This is a genomic window from Agromyces tropicus (assembly GCF_039531345.1).
Taxonomy (GTDB): Bacteria; Actinomycetota; Actinomycetes; order Actinomycetales; family Microbacteriaceae; genus Agromyces; species Agromyces tropicus.
In genome coordinates, this window is the sequence record NZ_BAAAPW010000001.1 from 447634 (window position 1) to 470355 (window position 22722).

Genomic DNA, 22722 nt, shown 5'->3' on the forward strand with positions numbered 1-22722 from the left:
CGCGGCCGGGACTCGCCTCAGGACGCGATCTCCTGGTACGCGGCGAACAGCAGCGACTGGTCGGGCGCGAGCATGACCGTCGGCTTGGCGAGGTCGTCGAGCACGATGAAGCGCAGCTGGCCCGCGCGCGCCTTCTTGTCGCGCTGCATGGTCGCCAGCAGCGTGCTCCAGCGCCCGGCCGGGTACGACGTCGGCAGGCTCAGCAGGTCGAGCACGCGCCGGTGGCGGTCGGCGACCTCGTCGGAGAGCCGCCCGGAGAGGCGACCGAGCTCCGCGGCGAACGCCATGCCGACGGCGACCGCCGCGCCGTGGCGCCACTGGTACCGCTCGGCGTGCTCGACCGCGTGCCCCAGCGTGTGCCCGTAGTTGAGGATCTCGCGCAGGCCCGCCTCCCGGAAGTCCTCGCCGACGACCTCCGCCTTCATGCGGACCGCGAGCTCGACCACGCGCCGGAACTGCGGCGTCGACGGGTCGGTCGCGGCATCCGGGTCGGCCTCGATGACGTCGAGGATCTCCGGGTAGCGGATGAACCCGGCCTTCACGATCTCGGCGAAGCCCGCGAGGATCTCGTTGCGCGGGAGCGTGTCGAGCAGCTCCAGGTCGCACAGCACCTCGGCCGGCGCGTGGAAGACGCCGACGAGGTTCTTGCCCTCGTTCGTGTTGATGCCGGTCTTGCCGCCGACCGCCGCGTCGACCATGCCGAGCACCGTCGTCGGGACCTGCACGATGCGCACGCCCCGCAGCCACGTCGCCGCGACGAAGCCCGCGAGGTCGGTGATCGCTCCCCCGCCGAATCCGACGATCGCATCGGTCCGCGTGAAGTCGGCCTGGCCGAGGATCTGCCAGCAGAACGCCGCGACCTCCACGCGCTTGGCCTGCTCCGCGTCGGGCACCTCGGCGAGCAGCACCTCGAACCGGTCGCCGAGCGACTCGCGCAGCTCGGCGGCACGGGCCCCGAGCGTGGGCGGATGCACGACGAGCACCTTGCGCGCCGCCGACCCGATCGCCTCGCCGAGGCCGTCCAGGACGCCCCGGCCGATGCGCACGTCGTACCCGTCGTCGTCGCCGACCCGGATCACGGTCGCCTCGTGCTCGCTCATGCGCGTCCTCCAGCCCACTCGGTGATCTGCGAGACGATCCGCGCGACCGAGCGGCGCGAGGTGTCGATGGTGAGGCCGGCGACCTCGTCGTACAGGGGGCGTCGCTCGTCGCGGATCCGGATCCAGCGCTCGAGCCCGCCGTCCGCGAGGAGCGGCCGCGTGCCGCCCGACAGGCGGGGCGCGACGGCGCCAGGGGTCACGTCGAGGCGCACGACGGCGAGGTCCGCGAGATCGGCACGGGTGTCGGCGTCGAGCACCGCGCCGCCGCCGAGCGAGATCACGGCCTCCTCGCGGAGCGCCTCGGCGACGACCTCGCGCTCGAGCACGCGGAAGCCGGCCTCGCCCTCGCGGGCGAAGATCTCGTCGATCGGTCCGTGGCGCTCGACGATCCGCTGGTCGGTGTCGACGAACGGCGCGCCGACGGATGCCGCGAGCCGGGCGCCCACGCGCGACTTGCCGGCGCCCATGGGGCCCACGAGCACGATCGGCAGCGGGACGCGACGCGCACCGCCGCGCGGACCGACCGCAGGGGACGCGTCAGGCACGGACCGCGCCGTCGGCGACCTCGCTCGCGAGCGCGTCGGGGATCGCCGCGAGGTAGCCCTCGAGGTTGCGCCGGGTCTCGGCGACCGAGTCGCCGCCGAACTTCTCGAGCACCGCGTTCGCGAGGGTCAGGGCGACCATCGCCTCGGCGACGACGCCGGCGGCGGGCACCGCGCACACGTCGGAGCGCTGGTGGTGGGCGGGTGCGGGCTCGCCGGTGGCGACGTCGATCGTCGGCAGCGCGTGCGGCACGGTCGCGATGGGCTTCATGCCCGCGCGGACCCGCAGCACGGTGCCGGTCGACATGCCGCCCTCGGTACCGCCGGCGCGCTCGCTCGCACGCACGATGCGACCGTCGGCGAGGTGCAGCTCGTCGTGCGCGGCGGAGCCGCGGCGGGTGGTGGTGAGGAAGCCGTCGCCGACCTCGACGCCCTTGATGGCCTGGATGCCCATGAGGGCCGCGGCCAGCTGCGCGTCGAGGCGTCGGTCCCAGTGGACGTGCGAACCCAGCCCCGGGGGCAGGCCGTAGGCCAGTACCTCGACGACGCCGCCGAGCGTGTCGCCGTCCTTGTGCGCGGCGTCGACCTCGGCGACCATGCGGTCGCTCGTCGCCGCGTCGAAGCAGCGCAGCGGATCGGCGTCGAGCGCGTCGACGTCGGACGGCATGGGCAGCACCGCACCCTCGGGAACGTGGACCGGACCGATGGCGACCGTGTGCGACACCAGCCGGATGCCGAGCTCGCCGAGGAACGAGCGGGCGACGGCGCCGAGCGCGACGCGCGCGGCCGTCTCACGGGCGCTTGCGCGCTCGAGCACGGGGCGGGCCTCGTCGAAGCCGTACTTCTGCATGCCGACGAGGTCGGCGTGGCCCGGGCGCGGGCGCGTCAGCGGCGCGCCCCGGCCGCGGCCGAGCGTCTCCGGGTCGACCGGCTCGGCGCTCATGACCTGCTCCCACTTCGGCCACTCGGTGTTGCCGATGCGCAGGGCGACGGGACTGCCGAGGCTGAGGCCGTGGCGCACGCCGCCGGACACCGCGAGCTCGTCCTGCTCGAACTTCATGCGCGCGCCGCGCCCGTAGCCGAGCTTGCGGCGCGCGAGGTCGGCGCGGATGTCGTCGAGCGAGACTGGGATGCCTGCGGGGAGGCCTTCGAGGATCGCGACGAGTTCGGGGCCGTGCGATTCCCCGGCGGTGAGCCAACGGAGCATGCCCACCATCCTCCCACAGCGGCGTCAGACGCTCCGGCGCATGACGTCGAGCACGCCGGCCTCGTCGGGCAGGGGCTCGAACGGGTCGCCGGCGACGAAGACGCGCACCTGCAGGAGCGCCTGGTGCAGCAGCATCCCGAGCCCGTGCGCCACCCGCCCGCCGCGGTCGATCCATCCCGCCGCCAGCCGCGTCGGCCACGGGTCGTAGGCGACGTCCAGCAGGAGCGCCGAGCCGACGAGGTCGTCGGACGGCGCGATGCCGAGGTCGGTGCCGCCGGGCACCGTGCTCACGACGAGCTCCGCGGATGCCGCCGCCGCGAGCTCCGCGATGGGGCGCAGTCGCACGACGAGGCCGACCCGTCGGCCGAGCTCCGACACGGCGACGGCCCGTGCCGGGTCGCGCACGAACACGTCGACCTCGGCGGCACCGAGCTCGGCCATGGCCACGAGCGCCGATGCGGCGGTCGCGCCGCCGCCGACGAGCACGCCGCGGTGGACGCGCTCGAGGTCCGCCTCCGCGAGCGTGCGCACGATGCCGCCGATGTCGGTGTTGAAGCCCTGCAGGGTGCCGTCGCCCGCGAAGCGGACGGTGTTCGCGGCGCCCGCGAGGTCGACCAGCCGGTCGGCCCCGTCGAGGTGCGCGAGCACCTCGTGCTTGAGCGGCATCGTGAGCGAGAGTCCGCGCCACGAGGCGTCCGCGTCCGCTCGCAGGCGGTCGAGGAACGCCGCCAGCCCTCCGGACGGCACCTCCATCGCGTCGTAGCGCCAGTCCAGTCCGAGGCGGTCGTACGCGGCCCGGTGCAGGGCCGGGCTCTTCGAGTGCGCGATGGGCGAGCCGAGCACCGCCAGCCGGACCGGCCGAGCCGTCGCGTCGGCGCCCAGTGCCTCCCGGTCGATGGCGTCGCCCATGCTCACCCGTTCTCGTCGAGGTAGCGCAGGAACTGCTCCACCGCCGCCTCGTGCTCTTCGAGCGTGGCCGAGAAGACCGTCTCGCCGGTCTCCAGGTTGACGGTGACGAAGTACAGCCACGGGCCGTCGGCCGGATGCTGCGCGGCATCGATCGCGACGTCGCCCGGATTGCCGATGGGACCGGGCGGCAGACCGGGGTGGACGTACGTGTTGTACGGGTTCGACTCGTCCGCCCGCTCCGCGTCGGTCGTCGTCACCACGGTGTCATCGCCGGTGCCGTAGTGCACGGTGGAGTCGAACTGCAGGAGCTGCGAGGGGAACTGGTTCTCGTCGAGGCGGTTCCGGATGACGCGCGACACCTTGTAGGCATCCGTCTCAGACCCCGCCTCGCGCTCGATGAGGGAGGCGATGATGATCGTCTGCCAGCGGTCCTCCGGCGCGACGCCGGCTTCGTCGAGCGCCTGGAAGGATCGGTCGACGAGCGTCTGGACGACCTCCTGCGCGGTCACGTCCGGACCGAACGTGTACGTCGCCGGGAACAGGAAGCCCTCGACGCTGGTCGCCTGCTCTGGCAGCCCGAGCGCCTGCGGATCGGATGCCGCGGCCTGCAGGTCCTCGAGCGGGATGCCGGTCGCGGTCGACGCCGCAGCGAGGGCGTCGCGCGCCCACAGGCCCTCCTGGATCACGAACGTGTTCTCGAGCTTGTTGTCGGGATCCAGCAGGGCGTCGAGCGCATCGGCGGCGCTCATCTGGTTCGCCATCTGGTAGGCACCCGGGTAGAACACGGGTTCGGGCGAGCGGCTCGTGACCTCGTCGATGAAGGCCTCGGCCGACGCGACGATGTCCTGTCCCTCCAGGTTGGCGGCGATGGCCTCGCCGCCGTCGCCCTCGTTGATCATGAAGACGACCTCGCCCGTGCCCGCGCCCGAGTAGTCGGCGGGCGGCTGGAATCGCTCGACGAGCGAGGTGATCGGCCCCTGCAGGAAGAACGCCGCGCCCGCCACGAGTGCCGCGAGCACGAGCAGGGCGATGAGGCAGCCCCACGCACCCCGACGTCGGCGGTTGGGCTCGCGCTCGTGCTCCTCGAGCTCCCACGACGACGCCGAACGGCGATCGGAGCGCGAGGGGCGCGACGGGTCGTCGTCCCAGTCCGCGAACGGGTCGGCCTCGTGCGGGTCGGCCTGCGCGACCAGTCCGGCGCGACCGGACCTGACGGCGTCCTCGGCCGCGTGGGGATCGCCGGGCTCGGCCGCGCCCCGGCCGACCTCCGGGTACCCGACCCGGTCGTCGGTCGCGTACGGGGCGTCGGCGCCGGGATCGTCGTGCGCCCGGTCCGGGTAGCCCTGGTCCGGCTGACCGCGGTCGTCGTAGCCCCGGTCCGGGTAGCCCTGCCGGTCGTCGTAGCCGTAGCCCCGGTCCGGGTAGCCCTGCCGGTCGTCGTAGCCCTGATCCGGGTAGCCCTGCCGGTCGTCGTAGCCGTAGCCCCGGTCCGGGTAGCCCTGCCGGTCGTCGTAGCCCTGTTCCGGGTAGCCCTGTCGGTCGTCGTACCCGCCGGGTCGGTCGCCGTGGCGCGGATCGTAGCCGCGCTGTCCCACGTCCCTCGGGTCGTGGCCCGACTGCGCGTCGGAGCGCGGATCGTCGTACCCGGGCTCCGCACCGTAGCGCGGGTCGTCGTAGCCGCCCTGCGTCGAATACCCGCGGTCGTCGGAGCCCGGCTGCCCGCCGTAGCGGGGATCGTCGTAGCCCGGCTGCCCGCCGTACTGCGGATCGTCGTACCCGGACTGCCCGCCGTACCGCGCGTCGTCGTACCCGGACTGCCCGCCGTACTGCGCGTCGTCATAGCCCGGCCTGCCGGCATCGCGGGGATCGTAGCCCGGCCTGCCGGCATCGCGGGGATCGTAGCCCGGCCTGCCGGCATCGCGGGGGTCGTACCCGGGCGACTCGGCATTCCGCGGGTCGTGGCCCGCGGCGTATCCGCGCGCGTCGCGGGCCCCGTCGTTCGACGGCCCACCCTCGTGCGGATCGGGCGCCCCGGCATCCGCCCCCCAGGCGTCCGTCGGATCCTCCTGCGCTGCGGCCCTGCGCGCCTCCGCTTCAGCGGCCTGGCGCTGCTCCATCTCCCGGAGCTCGCGTCGCGTGCGGGGGGCGCGACCCCCGCCGGGCGATGCGTTCGATCCGTAGCCGGCGCGTCGGTCGTCCCAGCGCTGCGGGTCCGACGGCGGCTCGGCGCCGCGGCGTCGCTCTGGGGGAAGCTGGGTCACGAGGTCAGGGGCCTTCCTCGACGGAGATCGTGCGTCCGGGGGCGGTGCCCGATGCACGTTCGGCATCGATGGCGTGTTGCAGAATGATAACGGCTGCGGCTTGATCGATGATGGGACGCTGCTTCCGCGACGACTTCCCCGCCGAGCGCAATGCCTGCTGGGCGCTCACGGTCGACATCCGCTCGTCGACCAGGCGGACGGCCGCGCCGGTCGCCGCGAGGCGCTCCGCGAACCCCACGGCATCGGCCGTGGACGCCGTCGACCCGCCCGACAGCGACAGCGGGTTGCCCACGACGAGTTCGACGGCCTCGTGCTCCTCCGCGAGCTCGAGCACGCGCCGGACGTCGGCATCCTCGCCGTCCGGGCTCCGCGGCACGGTCTCGACCGGAACGGCCAGGATCGCCGACGGATCGCACCGGGCGACGCCGATGCGGGCCCGGCCGACGTCGATGCCGAGTCGCGCGCCCGAACGCATGCTCAGGCCCCCGATGCGTCCCGCGCCGCGCGGAGCGCGGCCGGGATGGCGGACAGGTCCGAGCCGCCGCCCTGGGCGAGATCCGGCTTGCCGCCGCCCCCTCCGCCGAGCGCCGCGGCCATCGCCTTCGCGATCGTGCCCGCGTTCGCGCCCGCGTCCCGCGCGGCCGGCGAGGTCGCGGCGATCGCGAGCGGCTTGCCGCCCACCTCGCCGACGAGCGCCACGACCGAGGCGGCGTCGCCCAGACGCCCGCGCACCGAGGTGGCGAGCGAACGGAGCTCGTCGCCGGAGCCGAGGGGGCCCACGGCCTCCGCGACGACGAGCAGGTCTCCGACGCGATCTGCCTTCGACGCGAGGTCCGGCACGCGATCGCTGAGGGCCTTGGCCTCGAACGCCTGGATCTTCTTCTCGGCGGCCTTGAGGTTCGCGACGAGCTCGCCGACGCGATCGACGAGCAGCTCGGGACGCGTCTTGAGCGTGCCCGTGAGCTCCTGCACGAGCGCGCGCTCGGCGGCGAACCGACGGAAGGCGTCCTGGCCGACGAGCGACTCGACGCGTCGGTTGGAGGCGCCGACGGACGACTCGCCGACGATGTTGATCATGCCGATCTCGGCGCTGCGCGACACGTGCGTGCCCGCGCAGAGCTCGCGCGACCACGGACCGCCGATGTCGACGACGCGCACGATGTCGCCGTACTTCTCGCCGAACAGCGCCATCGCGCCGAGCGCCTTGGCCTCGTCGATCGGCATCTCGCGCGTCACGACCTCGAGGTTCTCGCGGACGGCGCCGTTGGCGACCTCCTCGATCTCGCTCCGGGTCTCGGGCGACAGCGCCTGGTTCCACCCGTAGTCGAGGCGCAGGTAGCCCGCCTTGTTGAACGAACCGGACTGGTGCGCGGTGGGGCCGAGCACCTGCCGCAGTGCGGCGTGCACGAGGTGCGTGCCCGAGTGCGCCTGCGTCGCGCCGCGACGGTAGTCGTCGTCGACGACGCTGGTCGCGGGCACGCCCACGCCGACCTCGCCGGCGGTCACCTTCACCGTGTGGCTGATGAGGCCCTTGACGGGCTTCTGGACGTCGAGCACCTCGAGCTCGAACCCGTCGCCGACGATGCGGCCCCGATCGGGCGCCTGCCCGCCGGACTCGGCGTACAGCGAGGTCTCCGCGAGGATGACCTCCGCGGTCTGGCCCGCGGTCGCCGACGGAGCCGGACGGCCGTCCACGAGGATGCCGAGCACGGTCGAGTCGGTGACGAGGTCGGTGTAGCCGGTGAAGACCGTCTCGCCCTTCGCGCGGAAGTCGCTGTAGACCGAGAGGTCGGCGAGCACCTTCTTCTTCGACTTCGCGTCGGCCTTGGCGCGCGAGCGCTGGTCGGCCATGAGCGAGTCGAACGCGGGGCGGTCCACCGCGAGGCCCGCCTCCTCCGCCATCTCCAGGGTCAACTCGATCGGGAAGCCGTACGTGTCGTGCAGCAGGAACGCCGTGTCGCCCGGCAGCGCGTCCGCCCCGTCGGCCTTCGTCTTCGCGACGGCGGTGTCGAGGATCGTCGTGCCGGCGGTGAGCGTGCGGAGGAACGCCGCCTCCTCGCCGAGCGCGAGCTGCTCGATCTGCGCGTAGCTGGTCGCGACCTCCGGATACGCGGCCCTCATGGCGTCGCGCGAGGCCGCGAACAGCTCGCGGAAGGTCGGCCCCTCGACCCCGAGCAGGCGCATCGCGCGGATGCTGCGGCGGAGGAGGCGGCGGAGGATGTAGCCTCGGCCCTCGTTCGACGGCGTGACGCCGTCGCTCATGAGCATGAGCGACGAGCGGATGTGGTCCGCGATGACGCGCATGCGCACGTCGTCCTCGTGGTCGGCACCGTACCTGCGACCGGAGAGGCGGGCGGCGGCGTCGAGGACGGGCCGGACCTGGTCGATCTCGTACATGTTGTCGACGCCCTGCTTGATGAAGGCGACGCGCTCGAGGCCCATGCCGGTGTCGATGTTCTTCTTCGGCAGTTCCTTCACGATCGTGAAGTCGGTCTTCGACCGCACGTCGGCGATCAGGTACTGCATGAAGACCAGGTTCCAGATCTCGACGTAGCGGTCGTCGTCCGTGGCCGGGCCGCCGTCGATGCCGTACGCGGGTCCGCGGTCGAAGAAGATCTCGGAGCACGGGCCGGCAGGCCCGGGCTGGCCCGTGTGCCAGTAGTTGGTGTCCTTGCCGAGGCCCTGGATGCGCTCGTCGGGGAGGCCGGCGACCCGGCGCCAGATCTCGCGCGCCTCGTCGTCGTCCTCGTAGACGGTGACCCAGAGGTCCTTCGGGTCGAAGCCGTAGCCGCCGTCGGCCTCCGGCGTCGTCAGGAGCTCCCACGCGAACGTGATCGCCCCCTCCTTGAAGTAGTCGCCGAACGAGAAGTTGCCGTTCATCTGGAAGAAGGTGCCGTGGCGAGGGGTCTTGCCGACCTCCTCGATGTCGTTCGTGCGGATGCACTTCTGCACGCTCGTCGCACGGTCGTAGGGCGCGGGCACCACGCCGGTGAGGTACGGCACGAACGGGACCATGCCGGCGACCGTGAACAGCAGCGAGGGGTCGTCCGACACGAGCGAGGCCGACGGCACGACCGTGTGGCCGCGCTCGGCGAAGAAGTCCAGCCAGCGCTGGCGGATCTCGGCAGTCTGCATGGTTCCGTTCTCGGGGTTCGTGGGAATGGTGGAGCGTCCCGCGGCGACCGCGGGATGGTGGTCGGCCGCGGCGGCCTAGTCCTCGGCGGCGCGGAGTTCCGCCTCGCGGGCGTGGTACCCCTCGGCGACGGCGCGGCCGAACGCGCGCGCCTTGGCGTCGAGACCCTCGAAGAACTCACGGCCCTGCGCCGTGCGGTTGACCTGGTGCGCGACCGCGAACCCGGCCGCGACGCCGACGGTGAACCACAGGATGCTCTTCACGTCTCACTCCTCGAGGGGTCGTCGCGCCGCGCCGTGCGCACGCGTCCTCCCAGTCTAGGGCGTCCGACGGATGCCGCGGGGAGGCGACGGACGGGGCCGTCGGGAGACGACGAACGGGGCCGCGGCGAACCGCGACCCCGTCCGGGAGACCGACCGACTAGCGGGCGGCGTAGTACTCGACGACGAGCTGCACGTCACACGTGACGGGCACCTCGGCGCGCTTCGGGCGACGCACGAGCTTGGCCTGGAGCTTGTCGAGCTCGACCTCGAGGTAGCCCGGGACCTTGGGCAGCACGTCGACGTGGCCGCCGGCGGCCGCGACCTGGAACGGCTCGGTGCCCTCGGAGCGCTGCTTGACGCCCACGACCTGGCCCGGCTTCACGCGGAACGACGGACGGTCGACGATCTTGCCGTCGACGGTGATGTGGCGGTGCACGACGAACTGGCGGGCCTGCGAGATGGTGCGGGCGAAGCCGGCGCGGAGCACGAGCGCGTCGAGGCGCATCTCGAGGAGCTCGACCAGGTTCTCACCGGTCAGGCCGTCGGTGCGGCGGGCCTCGTTGAACGCGATGCGGAGCTGCTTCTCGCGGATGCCGTACTGGGCGCGGAGGCGCTGCTTCTCGCGGAGGCGGACCGCGTAGTCGGAGTCCTGCTTGCGCTTGGTGCGGCCGTGCTCGCCGGGAGCGTACGGACGCTTCTCCATGTAGCGGGCGGCCTTCGGGGTCAGGGCGACGCCGAGCGCACGCGAGAGGCGGGTCTTGCTTCGGGACTGGTTGGTCACGATGTCCTTTCGGAGGATTCTCAAACGATGTGTTCCGGGCGCGCTCGGCGCCGGAAAGACGATGTTCAGAGGGGTTCGCCACGGGGCGACCGGCTACAGGTCGCATCCCTTCGCCGTGGAGACCGCGCAGCCGCACGCGAGAATCCAGCTTCAGGCCAGCGATGATCCTATCACGGACACGGGATCAGCGTTCGCCGCGCACGATCCGCCGGAGCTTCGCGAGCCGCGCCGACACCTCGCGCTCGTTGCCGTGCTCGGTCGGCGTGTAGTACACCGCGCCGCGCAGCGGGTCGGGGAGGTACTGCTGCGGCACGACGCCGATCGGGTCGTCGTGCGGATAGGCGTATCCCTTGCCGTGCCCCAGCCGCTTCGCGCCCGGGTAGTGCGCGTCGCGGAGGTGCTTCGGCACCCGCCCCGCGCGTCCGGCGCGCACGTCCGCGAGGGCGGCGTCGATGCCGAGGTACGCCGCATTGGACTTCGGTGCCGTCGCGAGGTGCACCACCGCCTGGGCCAGCGGGATGCGACCCTCGGGCATGCCGATGTACTGCACGGCGTCGGCGGCCGCCACCGCGACCCCGAGCGCCGTGGGGTCGGCCATCCCGATGTCCTCCGACGCGAGGACGATGATGCGTCGCGCGATGAAGCGGGGATCCTCCCCCGCCTCGATCATCCGCGCCAGGTAGTGCAGGGCGGCGTCGACGTCGCTCCCGCGGACCGACTTGATGAAGGCGCTGATGACGTCGTAGTGCTCGTCCCCGTCGCGGTCGTATCGCAGGAGCGCCCGATCGACCGCCCGCGCGACCACCTCGGGCGTGATGACCGGGACCGCACGCACGGCGGCTCCGCCGTCCGCGCCGCCGCCGGCCTCCGCGCCCGCAGCGCCGTCGCCGGCCTCCGCTGCCGCGTCGCCGCGCTCCGTCGTGTCGTCGGCCGCCGCGGCATCCGTCGTCGACGTGGGTTCCGCCGCCGCGCCCAGTGCCGAGGTGGAGGCGGCCTCGAGGGCGGTCAGCGCCCGTCGCGCGTCGCCCGAGGCCAGCCGCACGATCGCCGCCCTCGCCTCGGGGTCGAGCGCCACGCGCCCGTCGAGGCCGCGCGGGTCGGCGACCGCGCGGTCGACGAGCATCGCGAGGTCGTCGTCGTCGAGCGTCTCGAGCGTGAGCAGCAACGACCGCGACAGCAACGGCGAGATCACCGAGAACGACGGGTTCTCGGTCGTGGCCGCGACGAGGATGACCCAGCCGTTCTCGACGCCGGGCAGCAACGCGTCCTGCTGGGCCTTCGTGAAGCGGTGGATCTCGTCGAGGAAGAGCACGGTCGAGACGCCGTAGAGGTCGCGGTTGGCGCGCGCCTCCTCCATGACCTGGCGCACGTCGCGCACGCCCGCCGTGACGGCGGACAGCTCGACGAACTTCCGGCCCGAGGAGCGCGCGATCGCCTGCGCGAGCGTGGTCTTGCCGGTGCCGGGCGGACCCCACAGGATCACCGACACGGCACCCGACTCGCCCGTGCGGTCGGCCGCGAGCGCCACGAGCGGCGAGCCCGGCGTCAGCAGGTGCCGCTGGCCGGCGACCTCGTCGAGGCTTCGCGGGCGCATGCGGACCGCGAGCGGGGTCGCGCCGGCACGCAGTCCCGCAGCCGTGTCCACCATGCCGACCAGCGTAATCGCGGCCGCCGACAGCTCCGGACGCGTCATCCGCCCCGCGAATTCGCCCCGGTCGGCCGCCGTTGCGTAGGCTCTCCCCCGCAGGATCCCCCCGAAGGAGCAGCGTGGCATCGAACGACCGGCAGGCGCGCGAGGAGCGCACGCGCCTGCGCACCTACCAGGCCCGTCAGGAAGTCCACCGGCGCGCGGTGCGCCGACGCACCCGCGACAACGTCATCGCGGGCGTCGCGTTGGTCGTCGCCCTCACGCTCGCGACGGGCGCGCAGCTCTTCTACTTCGGCGGCGGTCCCGGCACGCCCGAGGCCGAGCCGACCCCCACGGCCACGCCCACGCCCACCGCGTCGGCCGAGGTGCCCTCGCCCGACCTCGCCGAGGACCGCACCTGGGTCGGCGAGTTGGCGCTCGACGACACGACGCTGTCGATCGAGCTCGACGGGCAGGCCGCGCCGCAGGCGGTCGCGAGCACGATCAGCCTCGTCGACTCCGGCTTCTACGACGGCCTCACCTGCCATCGGCTCACGACCGAGGGCATCTTCGTGCTCCAGTGCGGCGACCCGAGCGGCGACGGCTCCGGCGGCCCCGGCTACTCCTACGGCCCGATCGAGAACGCGCCCGCCGACGACGTGTACCCGGCCGGGACGATCGCGATGGCCAGGGTCGGCGGCGACGACCAGAGCCAGGGCAGCCAGTTCTTCATCGTCTACGAGGACTCGACGATCCCCTCCGACGCGGCCGGCGGGTACACCGTGATCGGCCGCGTGACCGACGGGCTCGATGCGCTGCGCGCCGACATCACCGACTTCGGGGTGGCCGACGACGGCACCGACGGGGCACCCGTGGTCCCCGTGAGCATCACCTCGTTCGTCGTCGAATGACCCGGCCCGCGCCGGGCCGCGGCCGACCGTCGCGCCCGTCGGGGGTGCAATAGGCTTGATGCCGTCTATCCGCCGCGCATGCGGCATCCGACCGACGACAGGGTGAGTCCGTGACCGATTCAGCACAGCAACCGTGGGGCCGCGTCGACGAGACGGGCACCGTCTTCGTGCGGACCAGCGAGGGCGAGCGCGAGGTCGGGCAGTACCCCGACGCGACGCCGGAGGAGGCCATGGCCTACTTCGAGCGCAAGTACGCCGACCTGGCCGGCGCCGTGGGGCTGCTCGAGCAGCGCGTGCGACGCGGTGCGCCGGCCGCTGACGTCGCGAAGGCCGTCGCCACCCTCCAGGCGAGCGTCGCCGACGCCCACGCGGTCGGCGACCTCGAGTCGCTGGCACGCCGCCTCGACGCGCTCTCGGGCACGACGCAGGAGCTCACCGCGCAGCAGCAGGCCGAGGCGAAGGCCGCCCTCGCCGACGCCATCGTCGAGCGCACGCGCATCGTCGAGGAGGCCGAGTCCCTCGCCGCGCAGGACCCGGCGCGGACGCAGTGGAAGCAGACCTCCGCCGCGCTCGATGCGCTCTTCGCGCAGTGGCAGCAGCACCAGCAGGACGGCCCGCGCCTGCCGAAGGGCGAGGCGAACGAGCTCTGGAAGCGGTTCCGCGCCGCGCGCTCGACCATCGAGCAGCACCGCAAGGCGTTCTTCGCCGAGCTCGACGCGCAGCACCGCGAGGTGCGCCAGCGCAAGCAGCGGCTCATCGAGCGCGCCGAGGCGCTCGCGCCGCGCGGCGCCGACGGCGTGCCCGACTACCGCGCGCTCCTCGACGAGTGGAAGCAGGCCGGCCGTGCCGGCAAGAAGGTCGACGACGCGCTCTGGGCCAAGTTCAAGGCGGCCGGCGACGTGCTCTTCCAGGCCAAGGCCGAGATCGACGCCCGCGACGACGAGGAATACCGCGCGAACCTCGAGCAGAAGCTCGCGCTCCTCGACGAGGCCGACAAGCTGCTGAAGGCCACCGACTCCCGCGCGGCGCGCTCGGAGCTCAACGGCATCCAGCGCAAGTGGGACGAGATCGGCCGGGTCCCGCGCGACCAGGTCCGGTCGGTCGAGGACCGGCTCCGCAAGGTCGAGAACCACGTGCGTTCGCTCGAGGACGAGCGCTGGGAGCGCGACGACCCCGAGAAGAAGGCACGCAGCGAGGGCATGCTCGGCCAGCTGCACGACGCGATCGCCAAGCTCGAGGCCGAGCTCGCCGAGGCCGAGGCCGCCGGCGACGCGAAGGCCGTCGCCGAGGCGCGCGAGGCGCTCGACGCCCGTCGCGCCTGGCTCAAGGCCGTCGGCGGCTGACCCGCCGCTCGTAGCCGAGCTCACGACCCGTCGCCGCATCCGCGGCGGCGGGTCGTTCGCGTCGAGGGCTCCACCGCCGCAGGGTGGTCGCGACCGACCGACGGCTCGCCCCGGTCGGCGCCCCTCCACGGGAGACCGGGGCGTCCCGCCGTCCACAAGGCAGGGGCTTCCGGCCCTGCGGGGGCGACGGATGGCGCACCATTGGTGCCATGACCCGACTCCCCGCCGTCCTGGGCGACGGCGACCTGCCGCTCGCCGAACTCTGCGCCGCGCGCATCGACGGCGAGCTCATGCGCATCGGCGACGGCTGGTGCCCGGTCGACGAGCCCGACCTGCCCGCGCTGCGGGCCGCGGCGGCGGCCGCCGCCATCCCGTCCGGCCTGATCCTCGAGCGGCGGACGGCCGCGTGGGTGCACGGCGCGCTGCCGTCGCCTCCGCCCGTCGTCGAGTGCTGCGTGTCGCACAGCGATCGGGTGTCGATGCGCGGGCTCTCCCCCGCCCTGCAGCTGCGCGAGGTCGCGATCGAGGCGCACGAGGTCGCCGTCATCGGCGGCATCCGCTGCACGACGCCCGAGCGCACGATCCACGACCTCGTCCGGGATCCCACGGCGGCTCCGGGGGTCGAAGAGCTCGTCCGCGGCCTGCTCGCCATCGATGCCGACGCCGGCGACCGCGCACGACGTCGCATCGAGCGGGCGCACCGGATGCCGCACAAGGCGCTCGCGCTGGCACGGCTCGACGCCGCCGTGCGCGCCGTCCTCGATCAGCCGTCGCTGACGCGGTAGACGTCGTAGACGGCGTCGATCCGGCGAACCGCGTTCAGCACGCGGTCGAGGTGCGTGGTGTCGCCCATCTCGAACACGAACCGGCTGATCGCGAGGCGATCCGTCGACGTCGACACGTTCGCAGAGAGGATGTTCACGTGGTGCTCGCTGAGGACCCGCGTCACGTCCGACAGCAGGCCGGCGCGGTCCAGCGCCTCGATCTGGATCTGCACGAGGAAGACGCTCTTCGAACTCGGCGCCCACTCGACGTCGATCATCCGGTCGGGTTCGCGCAGGAGCGACTGCACGTTGTGGCACGACGCCTGGTGCACCGAGACGCCCGAGCCCCGCGTGATGAAGCCGACGATGTCGTCGCCGGGCACGGGCGTGCAGCACCGCGCGATCTTCACGAGGATGTCGGGGGCGCCGCGCACGAGCACGCCCGAGTCGCTGGTCCGCGGCAGCGGACGGGAGCGGACCGGGATGGCCGGCAGCTCCGGCTCCTCGGACTCGTCGTCGTCGCGGACGAGCGCCACGACCTTCTCGATGACCGACTGCGTGGAGACGTGGCCCTCGCCCACGGCGGCGTACAGCCCCGAGACGTCGTCGTAGCGCAGCTGCGCCGCGACCTCGGCGAAGGACTCCTGGCTCATGAGCTTCTGCAGCGGGAGGTTCTGCTTGCGCATCGCGCGCGCGATCGCGTCGCGTCCGTGCTCGATCGCCTCGTCGCGCCGCTCCTTGGTGAACCACTGGCGGATCTTGCTGCGCGCACGCGGGCTCTTGACGAAGTTCAGCCAGTCCTTGCTCGGACCGGAGTCGGGGTTCTTCGAGGTGAACACCTCGACGACGTCGCCGCTCGTGAGCTCGCTCTCGAGCGGCACGAGCCGGCCGTTGACCTTCGCCCCCATCGTGCGATGCCCGACCTCGGTGTGCACGGCGTACGCGAAGTCGACCGGCGTGGCACCGGCGGGCAGGCCGATGACGCGGCCCTTCGGCGTGAAGACGTAGACCTCCTTCGCGCCGATCTCGAAGCGCAGGGAGTCGAGGAACTCGCCGGGGTCGGTGGTCTCGGCCTGCCAGTCGGAGATGTGGGCGAGCCAGGCCATGTCGGCGTCGCCGCGGGTCGAGGCGCCGTCGGTCCGGGTGGTGCCGCCCGAGGCCATCCGCTCCTTGTACTTCCAGTGCGCCGCGACACCGTACTCGGCGCGCTGGTGCATGTCGTGGGTGCGGATCTGGATCTCGACCGCGCGACCCTTCGGCCCGATCACTGTCGTGTGCAGCGACTGGTAGAGGTTGAACTTCGGGGTCGCGATGTAGTCCTTGAAGCGTCCGGGCACCGGCGTCCAGCGGGCGTGGATCGAGCCGAGCACGGCGTAGCAGTCGCGCACCGAATTGACCAGGACGCGGATGCCGACGAGGTCGTAGATGTCGTCGAAGTCGCGCCCGCGCACGATCATCTTCTGGTAGATAGAGTAGTACTGCTTGGGTCGCCCGACCACCTTGCCGCGGATGCGCCCGGCCTTGAGGTCCTCGGAGACCAGGTCGATCACCGACTGCACGTACTCCTCGCGCTGCGGGGTGCGCTGCTTCACGAGGCTCTCGATCTCGGCGTACAGCTTGGGGTAGAGCACGGCGAACGAGAGGTCCTCCAGCTCCCACTTGATGGTCTGGATGCCGAGTCGGTGCGCGAGCGGCGCGTAGATCTCGAGGGTCTCGGTCGCCTTCCGCGCGGCCGACTCGGCCGGCACGAAGCCCCAGGTGCGGGCGTTGTGGAGCCGGTCGGCCAGCTTGATGATCAGCACGCGGATGTCCTTCGACATCGCGACGATCATCTTGCGGACGGTCTCGGCCTGGGTCGAGTCGCCGTACTTGACCTTGTCGAGCTTGGTGACGCCGTCGACGAGCATCGCGATCTCGTCGCCGAAGTCGACGCGGAGCTGGTCGAGCGTGTAAGCGGTGTCCTCGACCGTGTCGTGGAGCAGCGCCGCGGCGACCGCCTTGGATCCGATGCCGAGGTCGGCGAGGATCTGCGACACCGCGATCGGGTGGGTGATGTAGGGCTCACCGCTGCGGCGCTTCTGGCCCTCGTGCGCCCGCTCGGCGACCGTGTAGGCCCGCTCGATGACCGTCAGGTCGGCCTTCGGGTGGTGCATGCGGACCGTGCGCATGACGCCGTCCACCGCGCCCGCCGGAAGCGCTTTCGAGAAGATCCGAGGCACGAGGCGGCGCAGTGACGCCGTCGAGTTGACACCGGTCTCGGTCATGGGCCCCGCACCTCCAGACCTCAATTATCACCGCTTCCGAGGCATGCGGTGACCACGGGGCCCCATCGACCCGCTCAGCCGATGGTGACGGCCTCCGAGGTGGACCCGCCCGCGCGCTCGCGCTCCTTCAGGACCTTCTGGTCGTGGCGCTTGATCGCCGGCTCGCCCTCGCGCAGCTGCGAGTACAGCGGCGACGCGATGAAGACCGTCGACCAGGTGCCCACGATGATGCCGATGAGCAGTGCGAGCGAGATGTCACGCAGGGTGTCGGCGCCGAGCACGCCCGCACCGATGAAGAGGATGGCCGCGACCGGCAGGGCCGCCACGACGCTCGTGTTGATCGACCGGACCAGCGTCTGGTTGACCGCGAGGTTCACCGATTCGGCGAACGTGCGTCGCGACTCCTGACCGTCCTCCTTGGTGTTCTCGCGGATCTTGTCGAACACCACGACCGTGTCGTAGAGCGAGTAGCTGAGGATCGTCAGGATGCCGATCATCGCCGCAGGCGTGACCTCGAAGCCGACGGCGGCGTAGACCCCCGCCGTCACGATGAGGTCGCCGAGGAGCGAGAGGATCGCGGCGAGCGACATCTTCCAGGTCCGGAAGTAGAGCGCCATGATGATCGCCGCCAGCAGCAGGAACGCCAGGAGGCCGACGATCGCCTGTCTCGTGACGTCCGCTCCCCAGCTCGCGCCGATGAACGAGGACGTCACCTCGGTCTCCGGGACGCCGTAGGCGGAGGCGAGCGCCGACGTGAGCTCGCGGGCCTGGGCCTGCTCGAGCTGGTCGGTCTGCACCCGCACGCCGTCCTCGCCGACGATGGTCACGCGCGCGACGGTCTCGGGCGCGACGTCGGCGACGGCGTCGATCGCGGGCTGCTGCGTCGCCTCCTGCACGCCGGAGATCTGGAACTGCGAGCCGCCCCGGAACTCGATGCCGAAGTTGAAGCCGCGCACGACGGGCATGAGCAGCGACAGGATGATCAGCACCGCGGCGATCGCGTACCACTTGCGGCGGCCGCCGACGAAGTTGAACGAGCGCTTCCCGGTGTAGAGGTCGTTTCCGAACGTGGTGAGCCGGTTGGCCATCAGGACTCCTTGCCTTCGCCGGCGCCGACGGTGGCGTCGGCCTGTGCCGCCTTGCGCTCCGCGATCGTCTGTCGCTTCTGCGCCTCGCGCGAGCTTGACGCGACCTTCTTCGCCGGGACGGCGACGGGCCTGCGGAACTCGGCACGGCCGCGGTAGACGGCGCCGAGCGCCTGCGGGTCGAGGCCGGACCAGGGGTGGCCGCTCGAGAAGAAGCGCGTCTGCGCGAGCAGCTGCAGCATCGGGTGGGTGAAGAGGATCACGACGATGACGTCGATGACCGTGGTCAGACCGAGCGTGAACGCGAAGCCGCGCACGCTGCCGACCGCGAGGATGAACAGCACGACGGCGGCGAGCAGGTTCACGCCCTTGGACGCGAGCACCGTGCGCAGTGCGCGCTTCCAGCCCGCCTCGACGGCGCCGACGAGGGGTCGACCGTCGCGGAGCTCGTCGCGGACGCGTTCGAAGTACACGATGAACGAGTCGGCGGTGAAGCCGATGGCCACGATCAGGCCCGCGATGCCGGCGAGCGAGAGCCGGTAGCCCTCGCGCCACGACAGGATCGTGATCGTCAGGTAGGTGAGGATGCCCGCGATGATCAGCGACGCGATCGTCACGGTGCCGAGTGCGCGGTACTGGAACAGCGTGTAGATCACGACCAGGAGCAGGCCGATGATGCCCGCGATGAGGCCGGACTGGAGCTGCGAGGTTCCGAGCGTGGCCGAGATCGTGTCGGAGGACTGGACCTCGAAGCTGATCGGCAGCGCGCCGAACTTCAGCTGGTCGGCGAGGGCCTTCGACGACTCCTGCGTGAAGTTGCCGGTCACCTGCGGGCGGCCGTCGGTGATGACGCCGTTCATCTGCGGGGCCGAGAGCACGGCCCCGTCGAGCACGAACGCGAACTGGTCGCGCGGCGTCTGGCCGTTGAGGGCGAACAGCCGCTGGCTGACCTTCGCGAACTCCTCGGTGCCGCGGTCGTTGAAGACGATGTTGACCGCCCACTGGCCGGTCGTGGCGCCGGTCTGGGTCTGCACCATGCCGTTGGTCGCGTCGACGATGTCCTCGCCGCTGACCTCGACCGGGCCGAGCAGGTACTTGATCGTGCGCGTCGTGTCGCACGTCACGAGCGGCTCGTCGGACGGCGCGACGTTCGTGTCGCCCTCGTCGAGGCTGCCGCAGTCGAACGTGTCGAACTCGTCCTGCAGCGCAGGCGTGATCCAGTTCGGGTCGCTGCCGTCCGTCGGCTCGACGGTCGGCGTCGCCGACAGCTCCTCGTCGGCGCCGTCGGTCGGCTCGGGGCTCTCGCTCGGGTCGATCGACTGGTTGGTGGCGGCATCCGCCAGCAGCACCGGCCGCAGTTCGAGCTTGGCCGACGACTCGATGCGGTTGCGCGTCTGCTCGTCGAGCTCGCCGGGGATCGCGACGACGACGTTCTCGCCGCCCTGCGTCGTGATCTCGGCCTCGGACACGCCGGACGCGTCGACGCGCTGGCGGATGATCGACACGGCCTGGTCGAGCTGTTCCTGCGACACCGTCTCGCCGTCGGCGAGCTGCGGCGCGAGGATGATCTGCGTTCCGCCCTCGAGGTCGAGGGCGAGCTTCGGCGTCCAGGAGCCGCCGCCCCAGATCACGCCGGCCGCATTGATGCCGAACAGCGCGACGATCAGGACGCCGAGCCAGGTCAGGGAGCGCACCGCCTTGCGGACGGGCGTCGGTCGCGAGGACCGCTTGGATGGTGCAGCCACGGTTGTGCCTTCTCTGCAGGGAGCCCGCGCATCATCGCGCGGGCAGAGCGGTGGGTGTGCCTAGTCGTCCGACTTCTTGGCGTCGGGCGTCTCGTCGTTCGGCGCGTCGTCGACGCGCTCGCCGAACTCCGGCTCGCCCTCGACCGGCGTCGAGGACACCGTGGGCTCCTCGACGGGCTCGACGACGCGGGAGATCGTCTGGCGGTGCACGGTGAGCACGGTGCCGGGCGACGACTCGAGCTCGACCTGGTTCTCGTCCTCGTCGATCGCGAGGATGGTCCCGAACACCCCGAAGTTCGTCATGACCTTCGCCCCGGGCACGACCTTCGTCTGCAGTTCGCGCGCCTCGGCCTGTCGCCGGCGCGAGTTCCGGAACATGAAGAAGATCAGGACCGCCAGGACGGCGAGCATGATGAGAGTCAGCGGATCAAGGGCCATGGGGAGGGAAACCTTCCAGTGTGCGCGCGGCGCACGATCAGGGGCGGGGCGGCCGGAGCCTCAAAGGATTATAGGTCATCGATGGGCAGCGTCGCCCCGGCGTCCTCCGACTCGCGCACGAGCCCGAAGTGACGCCAGGCCATCGGCGTGGCCATGCGACCGCGCGGCGTGCGCGTGATCAGGCCGATCCGGACGAGGAACGGCTCCACCACGGCCTCGATCGTCTCGGCCTCCTCGCCGACGGACACCGCGAGCGTGTTGAGGCCGACGGGGCCGCCGCCGAACCGCGTGAGGATGGTGAGCATGACCGCCCGGTCGAGCCGGTCGAGCCCGAGCGCGTCGACGTCGTACAGGTCGAGCGCGGCGCGGACCGCCTCGACGTCGGCACGCCCGCCGTGGACGAGCGCGTAGTCGCGCACGCGCCGGAGCAGTCGGTTCGCGATGCGCGGCGTGCCGCGGCACCGGCCGGCGATCTCGGCGATGGCGGGCCCGTCGATGTCGAGCCCGAGCATGACGGCCGCACGACCGAGCACCTGCTCCAGCTCGGCCTCGTCGTAGAACTCGAGGTGGGCCGTGAAGCCGAAGCGGTCGCGGAGCGGATTGGGCAGCAGGCCCGCGCGCGTGGTGGCGCCGACGAGGGTGAACGGCGCGAGATCGAGCGGGACCGACGTCGCGCCGGCGCCCTTGCCGACCATGATGTCGATGCGGAAGTCCTCCATGGCGAGGTACAGCATCTCCTCCGCGGAGCGGGCCATGCGATGGATCTCGTCGATGAAGAGCACCTCGCCGGGCACGAGCGAGGACAGGATCGCCGCGAGGTCTCCTGCGTGCTGGATGGCGGGACCACTGGACATGCGCAGCGGTCGGCCGCCCTCGTGCGCGACGATCATCGCGAGCGTCGTCTTGCCGAGGCCGGGCGGTCCGGCGAGCAGGATGTGGTCGGGCGTGCGCTGCTGCATCGCCGCGGCGGAGAGCAGGAGCTGCAGCTGCCCCCGCACGCGTGTCTGCCCGACGAACTCCCCGAGGCTCTTGGGTCGCAGCGCGCCCTCGAACGCGAGCTCGGCCTCGGAGGCGAGCTGGGGATCGGTCAGGTCGTCGTCGCTCATCGGGCGCGGGCCCCCTGCTGCGCGGGGCCGAGTCGCGCGAGCGTCAGGCGGAGGAGCACGGGCACGGAGGCCGATGCGCTCTCGTCGGCGGTCTCGAGCGTCTCGGCGAGCGCCTCGCCGGCGAGCTTCTCGGACCAGCCGAGGCCCGTGAGCGCGGCGAGCACGTCGTCGGCGACGCCGCCGGTGGCGACGGGCGCGCCGGGCGCCGCCGCGACGGGCGCGACCACCTTGCCCGCGAGCGAGACCGTGATGAGCTTGGCCGTCTTCGGCCCGATGCCGCTCACCCGCCGGAAGGCCGCGTCGTCGTCGGCCTCGACGGCGCGCGCGATGTCGCTCGGAGACATGGCGGAGAGCACGCCCAGCGCCGACTTGGGGCCGACGCCCGTGACGCCGATCAGCAACTCGAACACCTCGAGCTCGTCGCGCGTCGCGAAGCCGAAGAGCGTGAGCGAGTCCTCCCGCACGACGAGGGACGTGTGGACGAGCACCTCGTCGCCCTCGCGGCTCGCGAGCACGAACGCGGGCGTCGCGTTCACGAGGTAGCCGACGCCGCCCACCTCGACCACGAGGGAACTGCCGGAGGCCTGGAGCACGCGACCGCGGAGGGAGGAGATCACTCCCTCACCCTACGGGCTGCCCCCGACACGGTCGCGGCACGCTCCGCGGCGAGCCACGCACGCTGCGCAGGCGTCAGCGGCGCGCCCGAGCCGTCCGATCGCGACCCGCGGGCGGACCCCGCCGCCGCGTCCGCGACCGCAGCGCCGGCCGCACCTCCCGTGCGCCAGGCATGGCAGATCGCGAGCGCGAGCGCGTCCGCGGCATCCGCCGGCTTCGGCACGGCCTCGAGCCCGAGGATGCGCGCGACCATGGCCCCGACCTGCTTCTTGTCGGCGCGCCCGTAGCCCGTGATCGCCGCCTTCACCTCGCTGGGCGTGTGCAGGGCCACCGGGAGCACGCGACGCGACGCGATCAGCATGGCCACGCCCGAGATCTGGGCCGTGCCCATGATCGTCGAGACGTCGCTGCGCGCGAACACCCGCTCGAGGGCGACCGCGTTCGGCCGGTGCTCCTCCATGATCGCCTCGAGCCCGTCCGCGATGCGTTCGAGCCGTGCGGGCGTCGCGAGGTCGGCGGGCGAGCGCAGCACGACGACGTCCACGAGGCGCGCCGAGCGGTCGGGCGCGACGTCGACCACGCCCACGCCGCAGCGGGTCAGCCCGGGATCGATGCCGAGGACCCGCAC

20 protein-coding genes are annotated in these 22722 nt (G+C 72.3%); 3 read left to right on the forward strand and 17 right to left on the reverse strand.

The genetic code is table 11. The features are described 5' to 3' along the window. Nucleotides 1-17 precede the first annotated feature (17 nt). The 10 genes from aroB to ABD230_RS02150 form a co-directional block, all read right to left on the reverse strand. Nucleotides 18-1100 carry a 3-dehydroquinate synthase gene (gene aroB / locus ABD230_RS02105; RefSeq protein ID WP_344369103.1) on the reverse strand — a complete coding sequence of 361 codons (1083 nt, stop codon included), beginning with the start codon at nucleotides 1098-1100 and terminating at the stop codon, nucleotides 18-20. Continuing rightward, a complete protein-coding gene (locus tag ABD230_RS02110) occupies nucleotides 1097-1645 on the reverse strand; it encodes a shikimate kinase (protein ID WP_344369104.1) in 549 nt (182 codons plus the stop codon). Before ABD230_RS02110 ends, aroB begins: the two co-directional genes overlap by 4 nt. Next, nucleotides 1638-2849, reverse strand: a complete 1212-nt coding sequence (gene aroC, locus ABD230_RS02115) for a chorismate synthase (RefSeq protein ID WP_344369105.1) — start codon at nucleotides 2847-2849, stop codon at nucleotides 1638-1640. The genes ABD230_RS02110 and aroC overlap by 8 nt, the downstream gene beginning before the upstream one ends. Before the next feature lie 24 nt (nucleotides 2850-2873). Continuing rightward, complete coding sequence (locus ABD230_RS02120) at nucleotides 2874-3758, reverse strand: shikimate dehydrogenase (protein WP_344369107.1); 885 nt, start codon at nucleotides 3756-3758, stop codon at nucleotides 2874-2876. A 2-nt stretch (nucleotides 3759-3760) separates the two neighbouring features. Beyond that, the gene (gene mltG, locus ABD230_RS02125) at nucleotides 3761-6019 is read right to left on the reverse strand and encodes an endolytic transglycosylase MltG (RefSeq protein WP_344369109.1); all 2259 of its coding nucleotides are present in this window, start codon (nucleotides 6017-6019) and stop codon (nucleotides 3761-3763) included. Between the two features lie 4 nt (nucleotides 6020-6023). Next, the gene (ruvX, locus tag ABD230_RS02130; protein ID WP_344369111.1) at nucleotides 6024-6494 is read right to left on the reverse strand and encodes a Holliday junction resolvase RuvX; all 471 of its coding nucleotides are present in this window, start codon (nucleotides 6492-6494) and stop codon (nucleotides 6024-6026) included. A gap of 2 nt (nucleotides 6495-6496) precedes the next feature. Next, the gene (alaS, locus tag ABD230_RS02135) at nucleotides 6497-9154 is read right to left on the reverse strand and encodes an alanine--tRNA ligase (RefSeq protein ID WP_344369112.1); all 2658 of its coding nucleotides are present in this window, start codon (nucleotides 9152-9154) and stop codon (nucleotides 6497-6499) included. Nucleotides 9155-9229: 75 nt separating this feature from the next. Further along, nucleotides 9230-9415, reverse strand: a complete 186-nt coding sequence (locus ABD230_RS02140) for a hypothetical protein (RefSeq protein WP_344369113.1) — start codon at nucleotides 9413-9415, stop codon at nucleotides 9230-9232. Between the two features lie 157 nt (nucleotides 9416-9572). Further along, the gene (gene rpsD / locus ABD230_RS02145; protein ID WP_344369114.1) at nucleotides 9573-10196 is read right to left on the reverse strand and encodes a 30S ribosomal protein S4; all 624 of its coding nucleotides are present in this window, start codon (nucleotides 10194-10196) and stop codon (nucleotides 9573-9575) included. A gap of 184 nt (nucleotides 10197-10380) precedes the next feature. Then, on the reverse strand, nucleotides 10381-11844 hold the full coding sequence (locus tag ABD230_RS02150; protein WP_344369116.1) for a replication-associated recombination protein A: 1464 nt from the start codon (nucleotides 11842-11844) through the stop codon (nucleotides 10381-10383). Nucleotides 11845-11963: 119 nt separating this feature from the next. On the opposite strand from ABD230_RS02150, the gene ABD230_RS02155 reads away from it, so the two are divergent. The 3 genes from ABD230_RS02155 to ABD230_RS02165 all read left to right on the forward strand — a co-directional run bounded on the left by ABD230_RS02155 (nucleotide 11964) and on the right by ABD230_RS02165 (nucleotide 14862). Next, the gene (locus tag ABD230_RS02155) at nucleotides 11964-12734 is read left to right on the forward strand and encodes a peptidylprolyl isomerase (RefSeq protein WP_344369117.1); all 771 of its coding nucleotides are present in this window, start codon (nucleotides 11964-11966) and stop codon (nucleotides 12732-12734) included. Between the two features lie 110 nt (nucleotides 12735-12844). Next, nucleotides 12845-14077, forward strand: a complete 1233-nt coding sequence (locus ABD230_RS02160) for a DUF349 domain-containing protein (RefSeq protein ID WP_344369118.1) — start codon at nucleotides 12845-12847, stop codon at nucleotides 14075-14077. Between the two features lie 209 nt (nucleotides 14078-14286). Next, nucleotides 14287-14862 carry a type IV toxin-antitoxin system AbiEi family antitoxin gene (locus ABD230_RS02165; RefSeq protein WP_344369119.1) on the forward strand — a complete coding sequence of 192 codons (576 nt, stop codon included), beginning with the start codon at nucleotides 14287-14289 and terminating at the stop codon, nucleotides 14860-14862. Here the strand turns inward: ABD230_RS02165 and ABD230_RS02170 are convergent. The 7 genes from ABD230_RS02170 to ruvC form a co-directional block, all read right to left on the reverse strand. Continuing rightward, entirely contained in the window at nucleotides 14841-17105 is a 2265-nt protein-coding gene (locus ABD230_RS02170; RefSeq protein ID WP_344369120.1) for a RelA/SpoT family protein, read from the reverse strand. The genes ABD230_RS02165 and ABD230_RS02170 overlap by 22 nt on opposite strands. Before the next feature lie 74 nt (nucleotides 17106-17179). Then, nucleotides 17180-18193 carry a protein translocase subunit SecF gene (gene secF, locus ABD230_RS02175; RefSeq protein WP_344369121.1) on the reverse strand — a complete coding sequence of 338 codons (1014 nt, stop codon included), beginning with the start codon at nucleotides 18191-18193 and terminating at the stop codon, nucleotides 17180-17182. Then, complete coding sequence (gene secD / locus ABD230_RS02180) at nucleotides 18193-19935, reverse strand: protein translocase subunit SecD (RefSeq protein WP_344369122.1); 1743 nt, start codon at nucleotides 19933-19935, stop codon at nucleotides 18193-18195. The genes secF and secD overlap by 1 nt, the downstream gene beginning before the upstream one ends. A 60-nt stretch (nucleotides 19936-19995) precedes the next feature. Further along, nucleotides 19996-20373, reverse strand: a complete 378-nt coding sequence (gene yajC / locus ABD230_RS02185; RefSeq protein ID WP_344369124.1) for a preprotein translocase subunit YajC — start codon at nucleotides 20371-20373, stop codon at nucleotides 19996-19998. Nucleotides 20374-20441: 68 nt separating this feature from the next. Beyond that, on the reverse strand, nucleotides 20442-21479 hold the full coding sequence (ruvB, locus tag ABD230_RS02190; protein WP_344369125.1) for a Holliday junction branch migration DNA helicase RuvB: 1038 nt from the start codon (nucleotides 21477-21479) through the stop codon (nucleotides 20442-20444). Next, the gene (gene ruvA / locus ABD230_RS02195; RefSeq protein WP_344369127.1) at nucleotides 21476-22096 is read right to left on the reverse strand and encodes a Holliday junction branch migration protein RuvA; all 621 of its coding nucleotides are present in this window, start codon (nucleotides 22094-22096) and stop codon (nucleotides 21476-21478) included. The genes ruvB and ruvA overlap by 4 nt, the downstream gene beginning before the upstream one ends. Next, nucleotides 22093-22722, reverse strand: coding sequence for a crossover junction endodeoxyribonuclease RuvC (gene ruvC / locus ABD230_RS02200; RefSeq protein WP_344369129.1), 630 nt, complete (start codon nucleotides 22720-22722; stop codon nucleotides 22093-22095). The genes ruvA and ruvC overlap by 4 nt, the downstream gene beginning before the upstream one ends.

What these genes read in the sequence shown, in the direction of transcription:
- aroB (WP_344369103.1), bottom strand. Translation starts at nt 1,100, where the DNA reads ATGAGCGAGCACGAGGCGACCGTGATCCGGGTCGGCGACGACGACGGG.
- aroC (WP_344369105.1), bottom strand. Translation starts at nt 2,849, where the DNA reads ATGCTCCGTTGGCTCACCGCCGGGGAATCGCACGGCCCCGAACTCGTC.
- ABD230_RS02120 (WP_344369107.1), bottom strand. Translation starts at nt 3,758, where the DNA reads ATGGGCGACGCCATCGACCGGGAGGCACTGGGCGCCGACGCGACGGCT.
- ruvX (WP_344369111.1), bottom strand. Translation starts at nt 6,494, where the DNA reads ATGCGTTCGGGCGCGCGACTCGGCATCGACGTCGGCCGGGCCCGCATC.
- alaS (WP_344369112.1), bottom strand. Translation starts at nt 9,154, where the DNA reads ATGCAGACTGCCGAGATCCGCCAGCGCTGGCTGGACTTCTTCGCCGAG.
- ABD230_RS02150 (WP_344369116.1), bottom strand. Translation starts at nt 11,844, where the DNA reads ATGGTGGACACGGCTGCGGGACTGCGTGCCGGCGCGACCCCGCTCGCG.
- ABD230_RS02165 (WP_344369119.1), top strand. Translation starts at nt 14,287, where the DNA reads ATGACCCGACTCCCCGCCGTCCTGGGCGACGGCGACCTGCCGCTCGCC.
- ABD230_RS02170 (WP_344369120.1), bottom strand. Translation starts at nt 17,105, where the DNA reads ATGACCGAGACCGGTGTCAACTCGACGGCGTCACTGCGCCGCCTCGTG.
- secF (WP_344369121.1), bottom strand. Translation starts at nt 18,193, where the DNA reads ATGGCCAACCGGCTCACCACGTTCGGAAACGACCTCTACACCGGGAAG.
- yajC (WP_344369124.1), bottom strand. Translation starts at nt 20,373, where the DNA reads ATGGCCCTTGATCCGCTGACTCTCATCATGCTCGCCGTCCTGGCGGTC.
- ruvB (WP_344369125.1), bottom strand. Translation starts at nt 21,479, where the DNA reads ATGAGCGACGACGACCTGACCGATCCCCAGCTCGCCTCCGAGGCCGAG.